The following is a 21,542-nucleotide window of genomic DNA, read 5'->3' as shown; positions in this document are numbered from 1 at the left end:
GCTGCGCTCCGTCCTTAGTTCTGTTTCCCGGTACTGGCGATCGCCTTCGACAAGGCGTCGCTTACCAGATCCTCGACGCGGATGCGGGCCTCCAGCGATTGCTTGAAGGCAGCCGATGCGGACTTGGCGGCATCGGGCAGGCTGTTCCATTCCGTCACCGCACCCGGCAGATCGCCGTTCCTGACCTTGTCCTCGAAGCGAGCGGCGATAGCGTCGATGCTGTCGCCAGGGACATTGCCAACCGGGCGGACCTGCACCAGCGATTTGGCGCCGGACATCAGCCGGCTGCTCCAGCTCTGGTTCGGATCGTCCGTCTGCGCTGTCGCGACGATTGCGGTTGCGACATCGGAAACCTGACGGATCAGATCAGCACGCGAGGGAACGCCGGTCTGGGCGAAATTCTTGAGATCGGCAACCGCCGGATCGTCGGATGCGACATTGGCGAAGGTATCGAGCTCGGGCTGGAAGGGGCCGCCGCGGTCTATCGCTGCCTTCAAGGCGGCCGCCGCAATCGCGCGGGCAACGGCGCTTTCCTGGCTTGGGCCGGCCAGCTTCTTTTCGGCGTCGTCGAGACGCTTGCTGACTTCGGCGTCGGAGGTGGCCTGGCTCTGCGTCGTCTTGCTAAGATCCGCCTTCAACTGTTCGACCTCACTCGTCAGCGAAGCGATCTTCTGATCGGATGCCGGATTTGCCGTCCCGCCCGATCCGTCCGTCGAAGTGCCTTTGGCCGCGCTCGTTTCAAGCGCTGTGACACGGGACGCCAGCGCCTCGTCCGGCTTTGCCGCAGGTGCGGCGGCCAGATTGGCGACGCTCTGCTTGAGGCCGTCGATCTCCGCGTTCAACGCCGCGATATCGGCAGAATTGTCCTTGCCGGTCCGGCCGCCGGGCAGGAAGCCCGCATATTGCAAGGCGCCGGCGCAGACGAGTGCGATCAGGCCGCCGGCGATGCCGGCCGCGAGAAGACCGGAGGTCGAACCTTCGCGCGACGGCGGGCGGCCGTCGGCATGGGAAGGCGCAGGGTCGGCCTGCTGCGTTGTAGCCGCTTGCGGCTCTTCCGGAGCAGTGGCGAAAGCAGACCCCCTGGCTTCTTCGCGAAGTGGCTCCTTATCCGCTTCGAGCGGCATTTCCACTTCATCAGCCGAGGAGCCCCCGAGCTCGCCATGGCTGCGCTCAGTCAAATCTTCGGGAACTGCGTCCTGCGCCGTTTTTTCGGCTTCCAGATCGATCGTGACCGGTTCGTCGTTGGGCTTCGAATGGTTAGGCGTTTTTCGCGATACCATGAGGTCCTCTTTTCATGCGCTGCAACGAAGTTAGACAGACAAGGCGATTATGGAAAGGCCTTACATCAAAATTGCGGCCTTAGGCGTGGGTCAGAAGCGCCAGAAGTCGGTCTTCATTCGGCACGTCGGCGATGTCGACATGGGATCGCATCGGCTCCGGAACAGCTCCGGCGATGGCCTCGCTCAAACAGAGAAACCGTGTTTCGGCAAAAGCCTCCGGGTTGTGCCCGACGAACGGCAGGCTGAAAAAACGTTTGGCGGTCTCGTGGGAATAAAGCAGTACGGCATCCGTGCGCGTGTCGGCGAAAAGCCGGCGAAGAACGGCGTCGTCGGGGACGATATCCTGCATCCGGTAGCATTCGACGGTCAGGAACGGCAGGTGCAGTTCCGTCAATCCGGCTTCAAAGCCGGTCGCACGTGGAAAGCCGGCAAGATAAAGGAGGGGGCCGTTATTCTGATCGGCGGAATGGCTGGAAATCAGGGCGGCAAGCTCGGTGCCGCCGCCTTCCGAGATGGCGATGTTGTTGAATCCGACGTCAGCCGCGTCTTTGGCGGTCGCCTTGCCCACAGCAAAGAGCAGGCGGCCGAGATGGGGTTCGATATCGGAGCCCAATGGCGCAAGCGCTCGGATCGCTTCGGCGCTGGTGATGGCGATGGCACCCTTGGTGGCGAAGAGTGCGTGTCCGGCGTCCTCTGTATGGTGGACTGGTTCTGCCAGCGGCAGCAGCAGGGGCTCGTGCCCCATCTGCGCCAACCGCCGCATGGTGCGTTCACCCGAATGCTGAGGGCGGGTGACGACGACGCGCATACTCTATCAGGTCCAGTCTTCGAAGAAGGTGCTGCCGGCCTCGGCGCGGATCGCCTGGCCGGCATTGACGCCGAGCGCCTCGGCGTCGCGGCGATGGCCTTCGATGGTGGTCGTGTGCACCTGCGTGCCATCCGGGGTGAGGATCATGCCGAAGAAGCGCAGATGATCGCCTTCGCAAACTGCGTAGCCGGCTATCGGCGTGCGACAGGAGCCGTCGAGCGCTGCGAGGAAGGCGCGTTCGCAAGAAACCGCATCGAAGGTCGGCCCGTCATTGATGGCGGCGAGCAGGTCGTTCATCCTGTTGTCGCCGATGCGGCTCTCGATGGCGATCGCGCCTTGCGCTGGAGCGGGCGGGAATTCGTCCGGGTCGAGAATATCGGTGATGACCTCGACCATGCCGAGCCGCTTCAGGCCGGCAACGGCAAGGAGTGTTGCATCCGCCTGGCCCTCTTCCAGCTTCCGAAGCCGGGTCTGGACCGAACCGCGAAAGGTGATGACGTTAAGATCCGGGCGCAGACGGCGGATCAGCGCCTGGCGGCGCAGCGATGCCGAGCCGACGGTCGCGCCATGCGGCAGCTCGATCAATCTCGGCGCCGTGCGGCCGATAACGGAATCGCGAATGTCTTCGCGCGGCAGGTAGGTTGACAAGGCCAGGCCTTGCGGCAGTTTCGTCGCCATGTCCTTGGCCGAGTGTACGGCGAAGTCGAGCTCGCCCGAAATCAGCTTCTCCTCCAGCTCCTCGGTGAACAGGCCCTTGCCGCCGATCGCCGCGAGCGACCGGTCGGTGATGCGGTCGCCCTTGGTGGTGAGAACGACGATTTCGAACATCTCCTCCGGAAGGCCATGGGCCGCCATCAGACGGTCGCGTGCCTCGTGTGCCTGGGCGAGCGCCAGCGGGCTGCCGCGCGTGCCGATCCGGAAAGGTTTTGTTTGCATCCGCTTTGATCCGTTGTTACCGACAGTTCCCGTAACCATATTTCCGCTTTACCGCAATCGACCTGTAGGCAACGAACTTTCTCCATGGCATCCGTTCTTCGTATTCTCGGCATCGAAACAAGCTGCGACGAAACCGCTGCGGCCATTGTCGAGCGCCGCGATGACGGCACGCCCACGGTCTGTTCCGACGTCGTCCTCAGCCAGCTGGACGAACATAGCGCCTATGGCGGCGTCGTGCCGGAAATTGCAGCGCGGGCGCATGTCGAGGCGCTGGATACGCTGATCGACGAAGCATTGAAACGCGCCAATGTGTCGCTCTCAGACGTCGATGCGATCGCCGCCACCTCCGGTCCCGGCCTCATCGGTGGGCTGCTCGTCGGCTTGATGACCGGCAAGGCGATCTCGCGGGCGACAGGCAAGCCATTATACGCCATCAACCATCTGGAAGGCCATGCGCTTACGGCGCGGCTGACGGACGGGCTTGCCTTTCCTTACCTCATGCTGCTGGTTTCCGGTGGCCATACCCAGCTTATCCTGGTGCGCGGCGTCGGCGAATATGAGCGCTGGGGTACGACCATCGATGACGCGCTCGGCGAAGCCTTCGACAAGACGGCCAAGCTTCTCGGGTTGCCCTATCCCGGCGGCCCGGCCGTGGAAGCGGCTGCCAGAAGCGGCAATCCGGATCGCTTCGATCTCCCGCGGCCGCTGGTCGGCGAGGCGCGCCTCGATTTCTCCTTTTCCGGCCTGAAGACGGCGGTGCGCCAGGCGGCAACGGCGATCGCGCCTGTCACGGAGCAGGATATCGCCGATATCTGCGCTTCCTTCCAAAAGGCGATTTCGCGCACCTTGAAAGACCGGATCGGCCGCGGCCTGCAACGCTTCAAGACCGAATTTCCGAAGACCGAAGAAAAGCCGTCCCTTGTCGTGGCCGGCGGCGTCGCCGCCAATCTCGAATTGCGTCGCACCTTGCAGGAACTTTGCGACGCCAATGGTTTCCGCTTCATCGCGCCGCCATTGAGATTGTGTACGGACAATGCCGTCATGATCGCCTGGGCGGGGCTGGAGCGCATGGCAACGGGTGCGGCACCTGATGATCTCGACGTGCAGCCACGCTCGCGCTGGCCGCTGGATCAGAGGGCGGAGACTTTGCTGGGGCACGGCAAACGTGGAGCGAAGGCATGAGCGGCAGAGAACGAATTGCAGTCATCGGCGCCGGTGCTTTCGGCACGGCGCTCGCGGCCGTCATCGCGCTCACCGGCCGCGGCGACGTGACGCTCGTCGGGCGCAAGGCGGGGCTGATGGCGGACCTTGCCGCCGATCGGATGCATGATGCCGTATTGCCTGGGGTCGCGCTTCCCGATTCGCTGCAGTTTGCGGCCGACCCGGATTCCGTTTCCGACGCCGGCATCGTTCTTTTCGCCATGCCGTCGCAGGCGCAAGCCGATGCTGCCCGACACTATGGGCCATATCTTGGCAAGGATGCCATCGTCGTTACCTGCGCCAAGGGCATCGACAAGGTTTCCGGCGATCTTCTGACAAGCATGCTGGAACGGGAACTACCGCAGCACGCCATTGCCGTTCTCTCGGGACCGGGTTTTGCTGCCGATATCGCCAAGGGCCTGCCGACGGCCATGGCGATCGCCGCTGCGGACATGACTGTCGCTGAAAGGCTCGCCCAGGCGATTTCCGGCCCGACCTTCCGTCTCTACGCATCGGATGATCGCATCGGCGTGCAGCTCGGCGGCGCTCTGAAGAATGTCCTTGCCATTGCCTGCGGCATCGTCGAGGGCCGGGGCATCGGTGATTCCGCGCGGGCGGCCTTGATCAGCCGCGGGTTGGCGGAAATGTCACGCTTCGTCGCGGCCAAGGGCGGAAAAGCCGAGACCGTTCGCGGGCTCTCCGGTCTTGGCGACCTCGTGCTGACGGCGACCAGCCATCAATCCCGCAATCTCAGATTCGGTATCGCGCTTGGTCAGGGCGAAACTGCCGATCCCACGCATGGCACCTTGGTCGAGGGCGCCTATGCCGCCTCGATCGCCGCTCGGCTCGCACGCGAACTCGGTGTCGAGATGCCGATCACCGATGCCGTCTCCGCCATCATCGACGGCAAGCTCGACATAACGGCCGCCATCGGGCAATTGATGACGCGGCCGATCACCACGGAATAGTTTCTGGATATCTAAAGGAGCCAAACAATGCTGTTCGCCTTTGTCTGCAAGGATAAACCCGGTCACCTGAATGTTCGTATGGAGGCGCGTCCGGCGCATGTGGAGCATCTGAACAAGCTCAATGCCGAGGGAACGCTGAAGATGGCGGGTCCGTTCCTGGATGCGGAAGGCAAGCCGAATGGCAGTCTGGTGATTGTCGAAGCGGAAAACGTCGAAGCGGCCGTCGCGATTGCGGATGCGGACCCCTATACGAAGGCCGGCCTGTTCGAGAGCGTCGAGATCAAGCCGTTCAACTGGGTCTTCAACAATCCGGGGGCATGAGGCATGGCGCACTGGCTTTACAAATCCGAGCCGTCCTCCTGGTCCTGGCAGCAGCAGAAGGATGCCGGCGCCAAGGGAACCGAATGGACCGGCGTGCGCAACTATCTCGCCCGCAACAATATGCGGGCCATGCAGATCGGCGACAAGGGCTTCTTCTATCACTCCAATGACGGGCTGGAGGTTGTCGGCATCGTTGAGGTCTGCGCGCTGGCGCATCCGGATTCGACCGCCAAGGACGATCCTCGCTGGGAATGCGTTGATATCCGTGCCGTCCGCGACATGCCGAAATTTGTCTCCTTGAAGGATATCAAGGCCAATCCGAAGCTCTCGCAGATGGCGCTCGTCACCTCGATGCGGCTTTCGGTGCAGCCGGTAACGGATGAGGAATGGCTCGAAGTCTGCCGTATGGGCGGTCTGGACAACCCTCCGGCCTGATTCGGTAGGTAAGGTTCATTGAAAACCGATCCGGAAAGCTTCATCCGTACCAATACCAGCCTGATGGCGCCGCCGCATGTGCCAGAAATCCGGCTGCATCTGGCAAGCGAGGCGCACGATCTCTGGCTGAAGACGGAGGAGGAACTGGAAGAGATCGGCCTGCCGCCGCCCTTCTGGGCCTTCGCCTGGGCGGGCGGCCAGGGACTGGCGCGCTATATCCTTGACCATCCGGAGATCGTTGCCGGCCGGACGGTGCTGGATTTTGCCAGCGGCTCCGGGCTTGTCGCAATTGCGGCCAAGCGTGCCGGCGCCAGCGATGTGCTCGCCGTCGATATCGATCCCTGGGCGGGCACGGCGATCCGGCTCAATGCCGTTGAAAATGGCGTTCCCCTGGATTTCTCCGGCGAGGATATCATCGGCCGAGCCGTGGATGCGGATGTCATCCTTGCCGGCGATGTCTTCTACGATCGCGATTTTGCAGAGAAGCTTGTTCCCTGGTTCAGGCGTTTAGCAGGGGAGGGCCGGACTGTTCTGGTTGGCGATCCCGGCAGGGCCTACCTTCCGAAGGATCGTCTGGAGGCGCAGGCAACCTATCAGGTGCCGGTGACGCGGGCGCTCGAGGACAGCGAGGTCAAGAAAACGACGGTCTGGCGATTTCTCGCCAGTTGAAAATCGTCAGTGCCTGATGACGCAGACGCCGGCCTCGTACGAGCAAGGATTGCCCGCATAGCGGACATCGATGACCTTTGCCTTCGGTCTTGGTTGCGCCGCAACAGGCCGCGCATAGGGATTGTAGCCGCCATAGCCAATGACATAGGTGCCGCCATCGGCCCGATAGACATCGGCCGAGCCGGCATAGCTGCCAGCGTTCGCCGCATCGCGACGTTCCATGATCACGATCCTGGCCGGGTGCTGCTCCGAACCCTGCGGCTGGGATATCTGTTTCAGACGCACGATGCCGGAGCGATCGTGGTGATGCCAGTGGCGATAGTCGCCCGCCGATGCGGGCGCGAAGGAGAGGGTGGCTGCTGCGGCTAAAACGAGCGCTGCTGCCTTGAAAAGATGCGGTGTCATGATTCGTCCCCGCTTCGCCGGTTAATGAAATCTTAACGGCAGATTGCCCCAAGACCGGCTGGAAGTCCACGTCAGGGTTGCCGAAATGGTAAACAGCCCGGAATGGGAAGTCCGTCACTGCATGCTCGCTAAAGTGCAGAGCGACCCGAATCGATTAAATTCGATGCAGGCATCAATTGTGCTTGTCGATGGGCGTCTGTGTGATTAATGGTCGCAATGATGCAACGCACACTGCACGTCTTAGCGCATGCGTTGCCCCGGAGATCCGGGTTCTAAGCGTATCGTAACGCCGCGAGGTTCTGATGGCGAACGTCACACAAAACCGGCCCTTGTCGCCGCACCTGCAAATCTACAAACCCATTCCCACCATGGTCATGTCGATCGTCCACCGCATCACGGGTGGCGCGCTCTACTTCGGCACGGTGCTGGTTGCCTGGTGGCTGATTGCCGCTGCGACCGGCCAGGCCTATTTCGAGCTGGTCAACTGGATCATGGGCACGATCATCGGCCGCATCATCCTGCTCGGCTACACCTGGGCGCTGCTGCACCATATGATCGGCGGCCTGCGCCACTTCGTCTGGGACCTCGGGCATGGTTTCGATCCCGCCGTCTCGACGAAAATGGCCAAGTTCACGCTCGTCGCTTCGATCTGTCTGACCGCGCTGGTCTGGATCATCGGCATCGTCTTCCGGATGGGTTGATTGGCATGATCGCTCCCGGAAGCGCTCGGACGCCTTTCGGGGTCATGCTTTAAAGGAAATTTCTCATGGATATGCGCACTCCTCTGGGCAAAGTCCGCGGTCTCGGTTCCGCCAAGGAAGGCACCGATCATTTCTGGCGTCAGCGCCTGACCGCCGTTGCCAACGTTCCACTCTTCCTTTTCTTCGTCATCTTCCTGATGATCTATGCCGGCGCCCCCTACGCGGAAGTCGTGCACGCGATCTCTAACCCGATCGTCGCCGTCATCTTCGGCCTGATGGTGATCTCCGGCGTCATTCACATGAAGCTCGGCATGCAGGTCATCATCGAAGACTATGTCCACGGCGAATTCGGCAAGATCGTCCTTCTCATGCTCAACACGTTCTTCGCGATCATCATGGCCGGGCTCTGTCTTTTCGCCATTCTGAAGATCGCGTTCGTAGGATAAATGCATCATGGCAACGAACTCTTCCGCTCAGAATGGGCCCGCCCAAAACGGGAAAGCCTACAAGTATGTCGATCACTCCTATGACGTGATCGTCGTCGGTGCCGGCGGCGCCGGCCTGCGTGCCACGCTCGGCATGGCAGAGCAGGGTTTCCGCACCGCCTGCATCACCAAGGTATTCCCCACCCGTTCGCACACCGTCGCAGCCCAGGGCGGCATCGCCGCCTCGCTGCAGAACATGACGCCGGACAGCTGGCAGTGGCACCTCTACGACACCGTCAAGGGCTCCGATTGGCTCGGCGACGTCGATGCCATGCAGTACATGGTCATGGAAGCGCCGAAGGCCGTCTACGAGCTAGAGCACTATGGCGTGCCCTTCTCGCGCAATGAAGAGGGCAAGATCTACCAGCGGCCGTTCGGCGGCCACATGCAGAATTTTGGCGAGGGACCGCCGGTGCAGCGCACCTGTGCTGCCGCCGACCGTACCGGCCACGCCATCCTGCACACGCTCTACGGCCAGTCGCTGCGCAACAATGCCGAATTCTTCATCGAATATTTCGCGCTCGACCTCATCATGTCCGACGATGGCAGCCGCTGTACCGGCGTCGTCGCTTGGTGCCTCGATGACGGCACGATCCATCGCTTCGCCGCCAAGATGGTGGTGCTGGCGACCGGCGGCTACGGCCGCGCCTATTTCTCGGCGACCTCTGCCCATACCTGCACCGGCGACGGTGGCGGTATGGTGGCCCGCGCCGGCCTGCCGCTGCAGGACATGGAATTCGTGCAGTTCCATCCGACCGGCATCTACGGCTCAGGCTGCCTGATTACCGAAGGCGCGCGCGGCGAAGGCGGCTATCTCGTCAATTCCGAGGGCGAGCGCTTCATGGAGCGCTATGCTCCCTCGGCGAAGGACCTTGCCTCGCGCGACGTCGTCTCGCGCTGCATGACGCTGGAAATCCGCGAGGGTCGCGGCGTCGGCAAGAACAAGGACCATATCTTCCTGCATCTCGACCATCTCGATCCGGCCGTGCTGCATGAGCGCCTGCCCGGCATTTCAGAGAGCGCCCGCATTTTCGCCGGTGTCGACGTGACCCGCGAGCCGATCCCGGTCTTGCCGACGGTTCACTACAACATGGGCGGCATTCCCACCAACTATTGGGGCGAAGTGCTGAATGCCGATAGCAACAATCCCGAGCGCATCCTGCCGGGCCTGATGGCGGTCGGCGAAGCCGGCTGCGCTTCGGTGCATGGCGCCAATCGTCTTGGCTCCAACTCGCTGATCGACCTCGTGGTCTTCGGCCGCGCCGCCGCCATCCGCGCCGGCCAGGTCATCGATCGCGTCGGTCCGGTCCCGCCCGTCAACGTCGCTGCCTGCGACAAGATCATGGAGCGCTTCGATCGTCTGCGCCACGCCAGCGGCTCGACGCCGACCGCGGCACTGCGCGAAAAGATGCAGCGCGCCATGCAGGAAGACGCCGCCGTGTTCCGCACCCAGGAATCGCTGGAATCCGGCTGCCGCCGCATTTCGGAGATCTGGAAGGACATGGCCGATATCAAGGTCACCGACCGTTCGCTGATCTGGAATTCCGACCTCGTCGAAACGCTGGAACTGCACAATCTGATGGCCAACGCCATCACGACGATCTACGGCGCCGAGGCTCGCAAGGAAAGCCGGGGCTCGCATGCCCGCGAAGATTACACCGAGGGCAAGTTCGCCGGCCGAAACGACGAAGACTGGCGCAAGCATACGCTTGCCTGGGTCAATGATGCAGGCGACGTGAAGCTCGACTATCGTCCCGTTCACACCGACCTGATCGCCGAAGGTATCGATCCGCACAAGATCGAGCCGAAGGCACGCGTGTATTGATTTATGATGACAACAGAGGCGGAAAAGTACTTTCATGTGGCTGACCAAGCGGCATCGTCGCGTATAGCCGTTGATGGAGTTTTTCCGTGCCCTTGTTGCGACACACTTGTATTCGGCGAAGCTGGTGGATGGGAAATTTGTGGAACTTGCGGTTGGGAAGATGATCCAGCGCAGGAAGCCGCTCCTGAAATGGCCGGTGGAGCAAATCGAGTGTGTCTGACCGAGGCGCAGAGAAATTTTAGGTTAACCGGGCACACCGATCCGAATCATCATTCGGTAAAATGTCGTCCGAAGCTGCCATAGGAATTGGATAACTGACCATGGTTGAACTCGCTCTCCCCAAGAACTCTCAGATGCGCGAAGGCAAGGTCTGGCCGAAGCCGGTCGGCGCCAAGAATACGCGCGAATTCCGCGTCTATCGCTGGAGCCCGGATGACGGCCTGAACCCGAGCATCGATACCTACTATATCGATATCGACGATTGCGGCCCGATGGTGCTCGATGGTCTGCTCTACATCAAGAACAACATCGACCCGACGCTGACGCTGCGCCGCTCCTGTCGCGAAGGCATTTGCGGCTCCTGCGCGATGAACATCGACGGCACCAACACGCTCGCCTGCACCAAGGGTCTGGACGAGATCAAGGGCACGGTGAAGATCTATCCGCTGCCGCATATGCCCGTCGTCAAGGATCTCGTGCCGGATCTGACGAATTTCTATGCGCAGCACCGCTCGATCGAGCCCTGGCTGAAGACGGTTTCGCCGCCGCCCGCCAAGGAGTGGAAGCAGAGCCACGAGGACCGCCTGAAGCTCGACGGTCTTTACGAGTGCATCCTGTGCGCCTGCTGCTCGACTTCCTGTCCGAGCTATTGGTGGAACGGCGACCGTTACCTTGGTCCCGCCGTGCTGCTGCAGGCCTATCGCTGGCTGATCGACTCCAGAGACGAAGCCAAGGGCGAACGCCTCGACAATCTCGAGGACCCCTTCCGCCTCTATCGCTGCCACACGATCATGAACTGCGCCCAGACCTGCCCGAAGGGCCTGAACCCGGCCAAGGCGATCGCTGAAATCAAGAAGATGATGGTCGAGCGGCGGGTCTGACCCGCTGTTCCGATCTTTCTCGACGCGTCTTAGTGCCAGGGCGCGTCGAAATTAGCCGCTCGCGTGTATTTTACCTCTGGTTCGGCGGATTGAGCCTTGAAACCACCCGATTCTTGTCCAGCTATGGCCAACGGCAATTTGTGGCGGTATCGACTTGATTAACCAAAGTGAAATACGATAATTCGGACATCATTGAACATAACTTTGCAGATGTCAGCGGTGGACAATCAATCAGGAGTGTGATGATGCAGTTTAGATATGCAGTGACGGCTGCGGCGATTGGCCTGTCGCTTGCCGGTTGCCAGCGCACAGCATACAATAACGATAGTTATTCTGCCCCGCCACTGCAGGCCCAGCCTGTCCCTTCCGTACAATCCAGCCAGCTTCCGCCTCCAGGCGCCGGTAACGGTTCGCAATTCCCGGCCGCTCCGGCGGGTGCGCCGAATGCAGCCAACCCGGCGCAGCAGCAGGCGATGGCGGCTTCGGCCATGGATGTCACGAAGGAATCGATGGTCGGCAGCTGGAAGGTCAGCAACGGCGGATCGAGCTGCGACATGTTCCTGACGCTGACCAACCTCGGCAGCGGCTCGCGTGGCGGTACGCGCGGCTGCGCAGGCGAACTCACCTCGATGGGTTCCTGGGAAGTTTCCGGCAAGCAGGTTCTGCTGAAAAGTCGCGACGGCACCACGGTCGGTACGCTCTACAAGACGGCCGATTCGCGCTTTGACGGCTCGACCGCTTCCGGTCAGCCGCTCAGCCTCAGCCGATAAGCTTATTTGAAAGGGGCCGCACCTTTGGGTGCGCCCCATTTGCACAGGCGGATATTTCCCCATGCAGCCCATGCCAGATTACTCGATCAGCGTCTGCGAACAGCTGAAGGCGCTGACGGCGTCCGGATCGCTCCAGGTGGATTCGGCGCAGATGGATGTGGCGAAAATGCTGGACCGCGTGCTTGCCGATCTCAAGCGCAAGCGGCCCGCCGCCAAATCCAGCGCGCTCGGCTGGATGTTTGCCGCACGCAAGAAGTCGGTCGAGACGATCAAGGGCCTCTATATTCATGGCAGCGTCGGCCGCGGCAAGACGATGCTGATGGACATGTTCTTCTCGATGGCGCCCAGCCAGAAGAAACGCCGGGCGCATTTCTTCGAATTCATGACCGATGTGCACAACCGGATTGCGGCACAGCGGCTGAAATTCAAGAACGGCGAAACCAAGCAGGCCGACCCCATACCGCCTGTTGCCGCCGATCTCTATGCCGAAGCCGAGCTGCTATGCTTCGACGAATTCACCGTCACAGATATCGCCGATGCGATGATCCTGTCGCGGCTGTTTTCCGAGCTGTTCTCGCGCGGCTGCGTGCTGATCGCGACCTCGAATGTGGAGCCGGACAATCTCTATCGCGACGGGCTCAATCGCGGCCTGTTTCTGCCCTTCATCGATCTCATGAAGAAGCATGTCGATGTGGTGACGCTGGATTCGCCGACCGACTACCGCATGGAGAAGCTGAACAGCCAGCCCGTCTATCTGACGCCTCTCGACCAGCGCACCGACATGGCGATGGACGCCTCCTGGATGCAGGCACTGCACGGCCGCAAAGCGCAGCCGATGGAAATCCCGATGAAGGGGCGCTCCATCCATGTGCCGCTCGCTGTCGAACGCATGGCGCGCTTTTCTTTCGCCGATCTTTGCGAGGCGCCGCTCGGGCCTGCCGATTTTCTCGCCATCGCCGAACGCTTCGATACGATCTTCGTTGATCGCGTGCCGAAGCTCGGGCCGGAAAAACGCAATCAGACCAAGCGTTTCATTATTCTGATCGACACGCTCTACGATCACAACATCCGTCTCTATGTTTCCGCGGCTGCCATGCCGGAGGATCTTCTTGAGGTGCGGCGTGGGACGGAAGGCTTCGAATTCGACCGCACGGCATCGCGGCTTTTCGAGATGCGCAGCGCCGAATATCTCGCCCAGACTCCGGCCAAGCGCGCCGCCGAGTAACAATTCGGTGACAGAGTATCTTACGTTTACGTAAGAATTTTTCTATCTAACCGATTGAAATTCCTGATCTCAAAATAATCAATTGCCAATTTCGACCTTTGGGTCTATGCGATTGACGGCTATTGTGGATGCCTGTCACGGTGTCCCGCCACGGATTTTGATCGCAAAGGATACACCGAAATGGCGCGCAACAAGATCGCACTTATTGGTTCTGGCATGATTGGTGGCACGCTGGCGCATCTCGCCGGCCTGAAGGAACTGGGCGACATCGTCCTGTTCGACATCGCGGACGGCATTCCTCAGGGCAAGGGTCTCGACATCGCCCAGTCTTCTCCGGTCGAAGGCTTCGACGCCAACTTGACCGGCGCCAGCGACTATTCCGCGATCGAAGGCGCTGACGTCTGCATCGTCACCGCCGGTGTCGCCCGCAAGCCGGGCATGAGCCGCGACGATCTTCTCGGCATCAACCTCAAGGTCATGGAGCAGGTCGGCGCCGGCATCAAGAAGTATGCCCCGAACGCCTTCGTGATCTGCATCACCAACCCGCTCGACGCCATGGTCTGGGCACTGCAGAAGTTCTCGGGCCTCCCGGCCAATAAGGTCGTCGGCATGGCCGGCGTGCTCGATAGCTCGCGCTTCCGCCTGTTCCTCGCCAAGGAATTCAACGTCTCGGTCGAAGACGTCACGGCTTTCGTTCTCGGCGGTCATGGCGATTCGATGGTTCCGCTTGCTCGCTACTCCACCGTTGCCGGCATCCCGCTGACCGACCTCGTTACCATGGGCTGGCTCACCGCTGAGCGCCTGGAAGAGATCATCCAGCGCACCCGTGACGGCGGCGCCGAGATCGTCGGCCTCCTGAAGACCGGCTCGGCCTTTTACGCTCCGGCTGCCTCCGCCATCGCGATGGCTGAATCCTACCTCAAGGACAAGAAGCGCGTTCTGCCCAGCGCTGCCCATCTCGATGGTCAGTATGGCGTCAAGGACATGTATGTCGGCGTTCCCACGGTTATCGGCGCCGGCGGCGTCGAGCGCATCATCGAGATCGACCTGAACAAGGCCGAGAAGGAAGCCTTCGACAAGTCGGTCGCATCCGTCGCCGGCCTTTGCGAAGCCTGCATCGCCATCGCGCCGTCGCTGAAATAATCTAGCCGTTATAACAGGGATACACCCATGAACATTCATGAATATCAGGCCAAGGCTCTGCTGAAGTCCTATGGCGCACCCGTCGCGGACGGCGTTGCCATCTTCTCCGCAGACGAAGCCGCTGCTGCTGCCAAGCAGCTTCCGGGCCCGCTTTACGTCGTCAAGAGCCAGATCCACGCCGGCGGCCGCGGCAAGGGCAAGTTCAAGGAACTCGGCCCGGACGCCAAGGGCGGCGTTCGCCTGGCCAAGTCCGTCGAGGACGTCGTTGCCAATTCCAAGGACATGCTCGGCAATACTTTGGTGACCAAGCAGACGGGTCCTGCCGGCAAGCAGGTCAACCGCCTCTACATCGAAGACGGCGCCGACATCGACCGTGAACTTTACCTCTCGATCCTCGTCGACCGCTCGGTCGGTCAGGTCGCCTTCGTCGTTTCGACCGAAGGCGGCATGGACATCGAGACCGTCGCGCACGACACGCCGGAAAAGATCATCACCGTCGCCATCGATCCGTCGACAGGCGTCACGGCTGCCAATTCGGCTGCTCTTTCCGACGCGCTGAAGCTCGAGGACGCTGCCCGCGAAGACGCTGCCAAGCTCTTCCCGATCCTCTACAAGGCCTTTGTCGAAAAGGACATGGCGCTGCTCGAAGTCAACCCGCTGATCGTCATGACCAACGGCCGCCTGCGCGTTCTCGACGCCAAGGTTTCCTTCGACGGCAACGCTCTCTTCCGTCACGAAGACATCCGCGCGCTTCGCGACACGTCGGAAGAAGACGAGAAGGAAATCCAGGCGCACGAATACGACCTCGCCTATGTCGCCCTCGACGGCAACATCGGCTGCATGGTCAACGGCGCCGGCCTTGCCATGGCGACCATGGACATCATCAAGCTCTACGGTGCTGAGCCGGCGAACTTCCTCGATGTCGGCGGTGGCGCCACCAAGGAAAAGGTTACGGCCGCCTTCAAGATCATCACTGCCGATCCGGCTGTCCAGGGCATTCTGGTCAACATCTTCGGCGGCATCATGAAGTGCGATGTCATTGCCGAAGGCGTGCTCGCAGCCGTCAAGGAAGTCGGTCTGAAGGTTCCGCTCGTCGTTCGCCTCGAAGGCACCAATGTCGAGCTCGGCAAGAAGATCATCAACGAATCCGGTCTCAACGTCATCTCCGCAGATGACCTGGACGATGCCGCCCAGAAGATCGTCAAGGCAGTCAAGGGCTGATCGGGATGGCTGCTTCCTTCGCTCCAACGGCTGCTCATCTTCGCCTCGGTGCCTTTGCCGGCACCTGGGAAGGGGAAGAGCGCGTCGCGGCTTCGGCCTGGACGAAGGAAGGCACGGCGACCGCGCAACTCACGGCCCAGTGTCTGTTCGACGGTGCTTTCGTCGAACAGCGCTACGTGCAGACGCGGGACGGAGCCACATCGTTCGAAGCCCGGAATATTTTCGGCTTCGACGCTGCGGATCAGGCCTACAAGCTCTATCAATTCGATACGGTGGGCTTTGTACCCGCCGCGCCGGCCTCCGGCGAATGGATCGACGACAAGCTTGTCCTGACCAAGGTCTCGCCGCGCGGTGCGCAGCGCACTCTCTTCCAGTTCGAAAATGAAGACTGCTACCGCATGGGCGTCACGTTCTCGCCCGCCGGCAGCGATACATGGCAGGAGGTCGTCAGCGGCTTATATCGTCGCGTTGCCTCCGCGTCTTCCAACCTCTCGTAACAAAGGCCTCGCATGTCTATTCTCATCAACAAAGACACCAAGGTTCTGGTTCAGGGCCTGACCGGCAAGACCGGCACCTTCCACACCGAACAAGCGCTTGCCTATCACGGCACGAAGATGGTCGGCGGTATCCACCCCTCCAAGGGTGGCGAAACCTGGACCGGCAAGGACGGCGAAAAGCTGCCGATCTTCAAGTCCGTCGCCGAAGGCAAGGACGCCACCGGCGCCAACGCCTCGGTCATCTACGTGCCGCCGGCAGGCGCTGCCGCAGCGATCCTCGAAGCGATCGACGCCGAGATCCCGCTGATCGTCTGCATCACGGAAGGCATTCCGGTCGCCGACATGGTCAAGGTCAAGGACCGCCTCATCAAGTCGAAGTCGCGTCTGATCGGGCCGAACTGCCCGGGCGTTCTGACCCCGAACGAATGCAAGATCGGCATCATGCCGGGCTCCATCTTCAAGAAGGGTTCGGTCGGCGTTCTCTCGCGTTCCGGCACGCTGACCTACGAAGCCGTGTTCCAGACCACCAATGAAGGTCTCGGCCAGACGACGGCTGTCGGTATCGGCGGCGACCCGGTCAAGGGCACCGAGTTCATCGACATCCTCGAGATGTTCCTCGCGGACGACGAAACCAAGTCGATCATCATGATCGGCGAAATCGGCGGTTCGGCTGAAGAAGAAGCCGCGCAGTTCCTCAAGGACGAAGCCAAGAAGGGCCGCAAGAAGCCGATGGTCGGCTACATCGCCGGCCGCACGGCACCTCCCGGCCGCCCCATGGGCCATGCTGGCGCCGTGATTTCCGGCGGCAAGGGTGGCGCGGAAGACAAGATTGCGGCGATGGAAGCGGCAGGCATTCGCGTGTCGCCATCGCCGGCGCGTCTCGGCAAGACGCTGGTGGAAGTCCTGAAGGGCTGAGCCTACCCATAGCAAAACCCGGACGGGGCGGCGCCGCCTCTCCCGTCCGGTTTCGACATTCGCAAGTGCATATCTGCGGCCCTGACGGCCGCGAACGAAATACGGTCGCCGGGACCCGAAAACCGGCAATGCAAACAAGTTGGGAGACGGGCGAGAGCGCCCGCGGATTCACCATGGCAAGGCAAGAAGCCAACGAGCAATTTCAGATCACCTCGTTCCTGGACGGCGCCAACGCTGCCTATATCGAGCAGCTTTACGCGCGCTACGAGGACGATCCTTCATCGGTCTCCGACGAATGGCGGTCTTTCTTCAAGGCGCTCGAGGATAGCCCCGACGATGTGAAGAGGGCAGCCAAGGGCGCCTCCTGGCAGCGCAAGAACTGGCCGATCCCGGCAAAGGGCGATCTGGTCTCCGCACTCGACGGCGACTGGGGCGTTGTCGAGAAGGTCATCGAGACCAAGCTGAAGGCCAAGGCCGAAACCGCCGGTGCGCCGGCTGAGGCGACCGACGTCCTACAGGCGACGCGCGATTCGGTCCGTGCCATCATGATGATCCGCGCCTATCGCATGCGCGGCCACCTGCACGCCAAGCTCGACCCGCTCGGCATCGCTGCTCCGGTGGAAGACTACAAGGAGCTGTCGCCGGAAGCTTACGGTTTCACCGAAGCGGACCTCGACCGCAAGATCTTCATCGATAACGTGCTCGGCCTCGAATTCGCGACCATTCGCGAGATGATCGAGATCCTCGAGCGTACCTACTGCTCGACCCTCGGCGTCGAATTCATGCACATCTCCAACCCGGAGGAAAAGGCATGGATTCAGGAACGCATCGAAGGGCCGGACAAGGGCATCGCCTTCAATCCCGAGCGCAAGAAAGCCATCCTCCAGAAGGTCATCGAAGCCGAAGGTTATGAGCAGTTCCTCGACGTCAAGTTCAAGGGCACCAAGCGCTTCGGCCTTGACGGCGGCGAATCGCTGATTCCGGCGCTCGAACAGATCCTCAAGAGCGGCAGCCAGCTCGGCCTCAGGGAAGCCCTTTTCGGCATGGCCCATCGCGGTCGCCTGAACGTGCTCTCCCAGGTCATGGGCAAGCCGCACCGCGCCATCTTCCACGAGTTCAAGGGCGGCTCCTACGCTCCTGACGAAGTCGAAGGTTCGGGTGACGTCAAGTACCATCTCGGCGCCTCCTCTGACCGCGATTTCGACGGCGCCAAGGTGCACGTCTCGCTGACGGCAAATCCGTCGCATCTGGAAATCGTCAATCCCGTCGTCATGGGCAAGGCCCGCGCCAAGCAGGATATGGGGGCCACCCAATGGGACGGCGACATCATCCCGCTGTCCGAGCGCGCCAAGGTCGTGCCGCTGCTGATCCATGGCGACGCGGCTTTCGCCGGCCAGGGCGTCGTTGCCGAAATCCTCGGCCTTTCCGGTCTGCGCGGTCATCGTGTCGCCGGTACGATGCACGTCATCATCAACAACCAGATCGGCTTCACCACCAATCCGGCCTTCTCGCGTTCGTCGCCCTATCCGTCCGACGTCGCCAAGATGATCGAAGCGCCGATCTTCCACGTCAACGGTGACGATCCGGAAGCCGTCGTCTATGCGGCGAAGATCGCGACCGAATTCCGCATGAAGTTCCACAAGCCTGTGGTCCTCGACATGTTCTGCTATCGCCGCTACGGCCATAACGAAGGCGATGAACCGTCCTTCACGCAGCCGAACATGTACAAGGTCATCCGCGCACACAGCACGGTCCTGCAGCTTTACTCGCAGCGGCTGGTCAGCGAAGGCGTGCTGACTGAAGGCGAAGTCGAAAAGATGAAGGCCGACTGGCGCGCCCATCTCGAGCAGGAGTTCGAGGCCGGCCAGCATTACAAGCCGAACAAAGCCGACTGGCTTGACGGCGAGTGGTCCGGCCTGCACACGGCTGACAATGCCGATGAGCAGCGTCGCGGCAAGACTGCCGTGCCGATGAAGTCGCTGAAGGAAATCGGCCGCAAGCTGTCTGAAATCCCGGCCGGCTTCCATGCGCACCGCACCATCCAGCGTTTCATGGAAAACCGCGCCAACATGGTGCAGACGGGCGAAGGTATCGACTGGGCCATGGCGGAAGCCCTGGCATTCGGTTCGCTCGTCGTCGATGGGCACAAGATCCGCCTGTCCGGTCAGGACTGCGAACGCGGCACCTTCTCGCAGCGTCATTCGGTTCTCTACGATCAGGAAACCGAAGAGCGCTACATCCCGCTCGCAAACCTCTCGCCGACCCAGGCTCGCTACGAAGTCATCAACTCGATGCTTTCGGAAGAAGCGGTTCTTGGCTTCGAGTATGGCTATTCGCTGGCCCGTCCGAATGCGCTGACCCTCTGGGAAGCCCAGTTCGGCGATTTCGCCAACGGCGCACAGGTCGTCTTCGACCAGTTCATCTCGTCGGGCGAACGCAAGTGGCTGCGCATGTCCGGCCTCGTCTGCCTGCTGCCGCATGGCTATGAAGGCCAGGGCCCGGAACACTCCTCCGCCCGCCTTGAACGCTATCTGCAGCTTTGCGCCGAGGACAACATGCAGGTCGCCAACGTCACGACGCCGGCCAACTACTTCCACATTCTGCGCCGTCAGCTGAAGCGCGACTTCCGCAAGCCGCTGATCCTGATGACGCCGAAGTCGCTGCTGCGCCACAAGCGCGCCGTGTCGACGCTTGCGGAGTTGGCGGGCGAAAGCTCCTTCCACCGCCTGTTGTGGGATGATGCCGAACTGATCAAGGACGGCCCGATCAAGCTGCAGAAGGACAACAAGATCCGTCGTGTCGTCATCTGCTCGGGCAAGGTCTATTACGATCTTCTGGAAGAGCGCGAGAAGCGCGGCATCGACGACATCTACCTGCTGCGCATCGAACAGCTCTATCCGTTCCCGGCCAAGGCGCTCATCAACGAGCTCAGCCGCTTCCGTAATGCGGAGATGGTCTGGTGCCAGGAAGAGCCGAAGAACATGGGCGCATGGTCCTTCATCGATCCATACCTGGAATGGGTGCTTGCCCATATCGATGCCAAGTACCAGCGCGTTCGCTACACCGGCCGTCCGGCCGCCGCCTCTCCGGCGACGGGCCTGATGTCCAAGCATCTGTCGCAGCTTGCGGCGTTCCTTGAGGACGCGCTCGGCGGTTGAGGGGTTGCGCGATGACGCGTTTTCGTTTGAAAATCGCGGCGTCGCGCCCCAGCCTTCCGCATGACGCGACGGGGGAGAAGATGGCCGCCATGCAGCAACATGCCGCCTATCGCCAGGATCAAGTAAATGCCCGGTCGATTATTATCGTCGCCCGGGCGCTTGCGCCGCGGCGTATCACCCGTCCCCCGGCCGTCTGTCGCCGGAATTCCATCCAACTCATAAAGACGAAAAATCAGGATTTGAACAATGGCCACTGAAATCCGCGTTCCTACCCTCGGCGAATCCGTCAGCGAAGCGACCGTCGGTACCTGGTTCAAGAAGGTCGGCGATGCCATCAAGGCCGATGAGCCGCTTCTCGAACTTGAAACCGACAAGGTGACGATCGAAGTTCCGGCGCCTTCCGCTGGCACGCTTTCCGAAATCGTTGCCCAGGCCGGCGAAACCGTAGGTCTCGGCGCGCTGCTCGGCCAGATTTCTGCCGGCAACGGCGCTGCGGCCGCTCCGGCACAGGCCGCCGCACCCGCTGCTGCTGCGCCTGCCGCTCCGGTTGCTGCCCCCGCCGTTTCCGCTCCGGCGTCTTCCATGCCGCCGGCACCGGCCGCTGGAAAGCTGCTTGCTGAAAACAATCTCTCCGCCGATCAGGTCGAAGGCAGCGGCAAGCGCGGCCAGGTCCTGAAGGGCGATGTGATCGCCGCCGTCGCCAAGGCTGCTTCGGCGCCGGCCGCCGTACCGGCTGCTCCGGTCGCCGCGCGCGCACCGACCGCCGTCGAGGACGTCAGCCGCGAAGAGCGCGTCAAGATGACCCGCCTGCGCCAGACGATTGCCCGCCGCCTCAAGGATGCGCAGAACACCGCCGCCATGCTCACCACCTATAACGAGGTGGACATGAAGGCCGTCATGGACCTGCGCAACAAGTACAAGGACATCTTCGAGAAGAAGCATGGCGTGAAGCTCGGCTTCATGGGCTTCTTCACCAAGGCCGTCACGCACGCGCTGAAGGAACTGCCTGCCGTCAACGCCGAGATCGACGGCACCGACATCATCTACAAGAACTATTGCCACATCGGCATGGCTGTCGGCACCGACAAGGGCCTGGTCGTTCCCGTCATCCGCGATGCCGACCAGATGTCGATCGCCGAAGTCGAGAAGGAGCTTGGCCGTCTGGCGAAGGCTGCCCGCGACGGCACGCTGTCGATGGCCGACATGCAGGGCGGCACTTTCACCATCACCAATGGCGGTGTCTACGGTTCGCTGATGTCTTCGCCGATCCTGAACGCGCCGCAGTCGGGTATTCTCGGCATGCACAAGATCCAGGAACGTCCGGTCGCCATCGGCGGTCAGGTCGTCATCCGTCCGATGATGTATCTGGCGCTTTCCTACGACCATCGCATGGTCGACGGCAAGGAAGCGGTGACCTTCCTCGTGCGCGTCAAGGAAAGCCTGGAAGATCCGGAACGTCTCGTTCTCGATCTCTAAGGGG

At 61.6% G+C, this 21,542-nt stretch carries 23 protein-coding genes; 19 read left to right on the top strand and 4 right to left on the bottom strand.

The annotated features are described in order from the left end of the window. Window positions 1-14 precede the first annotated feature (14 nt). From ACIQWP_RS18710 to hemC, 3 genes are all read right to left on the bottom strand, one after another. Entirely contained in the window at window positions 15-1,280 is a 1,266-nt protein-coding gene (locus tag ACIQWP_RS18710; protein ID WP_402790256.1) for a COG4223 family protein, read from the bottom strand. 79 nt (window positions 1,281-1,359) lie between these two features. After that, window positions 1,360-2,088, bottom strand: a complete 729-nt coding sequence (locus ACIQWP_RS18705) for a uroporphyrinogen-III synthase (RefSeq protein ID WP_402790253.1) — start codon at window positions 2,086-2,088, stop codon at window positions 1,360-1,362. Window positions 2,089-2,094: 6 nt separating this feature from the next. Then, window positions 2,095-3,024, bottom strand: coding sequence for a hydroxymethylbilane synthase (gene hemC / locus ACIQWP_RS18700; RefSeq protein ID WP_402790250.1), 930 nt, complete (start codon window positions 3,022-3,024; stop codon window positions 2,095-2,097). Between the two features lie 84 nt (window positions 3,025-3,108). Here hemC and tsaD point away from each other — a divergent pair, with 84 nt between their 5' ends. From tsaD to ACIQWP_RS18675, 5 genes are read left to right on the top strand one after another with little or no spacing between them, the layout of a single operon-like run. Next, on the top strand, window positions 3,109-4,206 hold the full coding sequence (gene tsaD, locus ACIQWP_RS18695) for a tRNA (adenosine(37)-N6)-threonylcarbamoyltransferase complex transferase subunit TsaD (protein ID WP_402790246.1): 1,098 nt from the start codon (window positions 3,109-3,111) through the stop codon (window positions 4,204-4,206). Next, complete coding sequence (locus ACIQWP_RS18690) at window positions 4,203-5,192, top strand: NAD(P)H-dependent glycerol-3-phosphate dehydrogenase (RefSeq protein ID WP_402790243.1); 990 nt, start codon at window positions 4,203-4,205, stop codon at window positions 5,190-5,192. Before tsaD ends, ACIQWP_RS18690 begins: the two co-directional genes overlap by 4 nt. Window positions 5,193-5,219: 27 nt before the next feature. After that, window positions 5,220-5,513 (top strand): YciI-like protein, encoded by a 294-nt coding sequence (locus tag ACIQWP_RS18685; RefSeq protein WP_402790240.1) that lies wholly within the window; start codon window positions 5,220-5,222, stop codon window positions 5,511-5,513. Window positions 5,514-5,516: 3 nt separating this feature from the next. Further along, complete coding sequence (locus ACIQWP_RS18680) at window positions 5,517-5,948, top strand: EVE domain-containing protein (protein WP_402790237.1); 432 nt, start codon at window positions 5,517-5,519, stop codon at window positions 5,946-5,948. 18 nt (window positions 5,949-5,966) lie between these two features. Next, window positions 5,967-6,617, top strand: a complete 651-nt coding sequence (locus tag ACIQWP_RS18675) for a class I SAM-dependent methyltransferase (protein ID WP_402790234.1) — start codon at window positions 5,967-5,969, stop codon at window positions 6,615-6,617. A 6-nt stretch (window positions 6,618-6,623) separates the two neighbouring features. Here ACIQWP_RS18675 and ACIQWP_RS18670 read toward each other — a convergent pair whose 3' ends face one another. Continuing rightward, on the bottom strand, window positions 6,624-7,022 hold the full coding sequence (locus ACIQWP_RS18670) for a hypothetical protein (protein WP_402790231.1): 399 nt from the start codon (window positions 7,020-7,022) through the stop codon (window positions 6,624-6,626). Between the two features lie 302 nt (window positions 7,023-7,324). On the opposite strand from ACIQWP_RS18670, the gene sdhC reads away from it, so the two are divergent. From sdhC to odhB, 14 genes are all read left to right on the top strand, one after another. After that, window positions 7,325-7,723, top strand: coding sequence for a succinate dehydrogenase, cytochrome b556 subunit (gene sdhC / locus ACIQWP_RS18665; RefSeq protein WP_402790228.1), 399 nt, complete (start codon window positions 7,325-7,327; stop codon window positions 7,721-7,723). A 65-nt stretch (window positions 7,724-7,788) separates the two neighbouring features. After that, window positions 7,789-8,169 carry a succinate dehydrogenase, hydrophobic membrane anchor protein gene (gene sdhD, locus ACIQWP_RS18660; RefSeq protein ID WP_402790225.1) on the top strand — a complete coding sequence of 127 codons (381 nt, stop codon included), beginning with the start codon at window positions 7,789-7,791 and terminating at the stop codon, window positions 8,167-8,169. A gap of 7 nt (window positions 8,170-8,176) precedes the next feature. Then, window positions 8,177-10,033 (top strand): succinate dehydrogenase flavoprotein subunit, encoded by a 1,857-nt coding sequence (sdhA, locus tag ACIQWP_RS18655; protein ID WP_402790222.1) that lies wholly within the window; start codon window positions 8,177-8,179, stop codon window positions 10,031-10,033. Window positions 10,034-10,036: 3 nt separating this feature from the next. Continuing rightward, window positions 10,037-10,336, top strand: coding sequence for a CPCC family cysteine-rich protein (locus ACIQWP_RS18650; RefSeq protein WP_402790219.1), 300 nt, complete (start codon window positions 10,037-10,039; stop codon window positions 10,334-10,336). A gap of 17 nt (window positions 10,337-10,353) precedes the next feature. After that, on the top strand, window positions 10,354-11,133 hold the full coding sequence (locus ACIQWP_RS18645) for a succinate dehydrogenase iron-sulfur subunit (protein WP_402790216.1): 780 nt from the start codon (window positions 10,354-10,356) through the stop codon (window positions 11,131-11,133). A gap of 245 nt (window positions 11,134-11,378) precedes the next feature. Further along, window positions 11,379-11,903 carry a protease inhibitor Inh/omp19 family protein gene (locus tag ACIQWP_RS18640; RefSeq protein WP_402790213.1) on the top strand — a complete coding sequence of 175 codons (525 nt, stop codon included), beginning with the start codon at window positions 11,379-11,381 and terminating at the stop codon, window positions 11,901-11,903. Window positions 11,904-11,964: 61 nt separating this feature from the next. Further along, window positions 11,965-13,128: a cell division protein ZapE gene (zapE, locus tag ACIQWP_RS18635; protein ID WP_402790211.1), complete on the top strand. Its 1,164-nt coding sequence runs from the start codon at window positions 11,965-11,967 to the stop codon at window positions 13,126-13,128. Between the two features lie 180 nt (window positions 13,129-13,308). Further along, window positions 13,309-14,271, top strand: coding sequence for a malate dehydrogenase (mdh, locus tag ACIQWP_RS18630; RefSeq protein WP_402790208.1), 963 nt, complete (start codon window positions 13,309-13,311; stop codon window positions 14,269-14,271). A 27-nt stretch (window positions 14,272-14,298) separates the two neighbouring features. Then, window positions 14,299-15,492: an ADP-forming succinate--CoA ligase subunit beta gene (gene sucC / locus ACIQWP_RS18625; RefSeq protein ID WP_402790205.1), complete on the top strand. Its 1,194-nt coding sequence runs from the start codon at window positions 14,299-14,301 to the stop codon at window positions 15,490-15,492. 5 nt (window positions 15,493-15,497) lie between these two features. After that, entirely contained in the window at window positions 15,498-15,989 is a 492-nt protein-coding gene (locus ACIQWP_RS18620) for a DUF1579 family protein (protein WP_402790202.1), read from the top strand. A gap of 12 nt (window positions 15,990-16,001) precedes the next feature. Next, a complete protein-coding gene (gene sucD, locus ACIQWP_RS18615) occupies window positions 16,002-16,904 on the top strand; it encodes a succinate--CoA ligase subunit alpha (protein WP_402790199.1) in 903 nt (300 codons plus the stop codon). A gap of 173 nt (window positions 16,905-17,077) precedes the next feature. After that, window positions 17,078-20,062, top strand: coding sequence for a 2-oxoglutarate dehydrogenase E1 component (locus ACIQWP_RS18610; protein WP_402790196.1), 2,985 nt, complete (start codon window positions 17,078-17,080; stop codon window positions 20,060-20,062). Window positions 20,063-20,073: 11 nt separating this feature from the next. After that, the gene (locus tag ACIQWP_RS18605) at window positions 20,074-20,319 is read left to right on the top strand and encodes a hypothetical protein (RefSeq protein ID WP_402790193.1); all 246 of its coding nucleotides are present in this window, start codon (window positions 20,074-20,076) and stop codon (window positions 20,317-20,319) included. Further along, complete coding sequence (gene odhB / locus ACIQWP_RS18600; protein ID WP_402790190.1) at window positions 20,309-21,538, top strand: 2-oxoglutarate dehydrogenase complex dihydrolipoyllysine-residue succinyltransferase; 1,230 nt, start codon at window positions 20,309-20,311, stop codon at window positions 21,536-21,538. Before ACIQWP_RS18605 ends, odhB begins: the two co-directional genes overlap by 11 nt. Window positions 21,539-21,542: the final 4 nt, after the last annotated feature.

Source organism: Rhizobium sp. NPDC090279, from assembly GCF_044769665.1.
Taxonomy (GTDB): domain Bacteria; phylum Pseudomonadota; class Alphaproteobacteria; order Rhizobiales; family Rhizobiaceae; genus Rhizobium.
The sequence above is the reverse complement of the archived record's forward strand: the minus strand, read 5'-3'. Positions and strand labels throughout refer to the sequence as shown.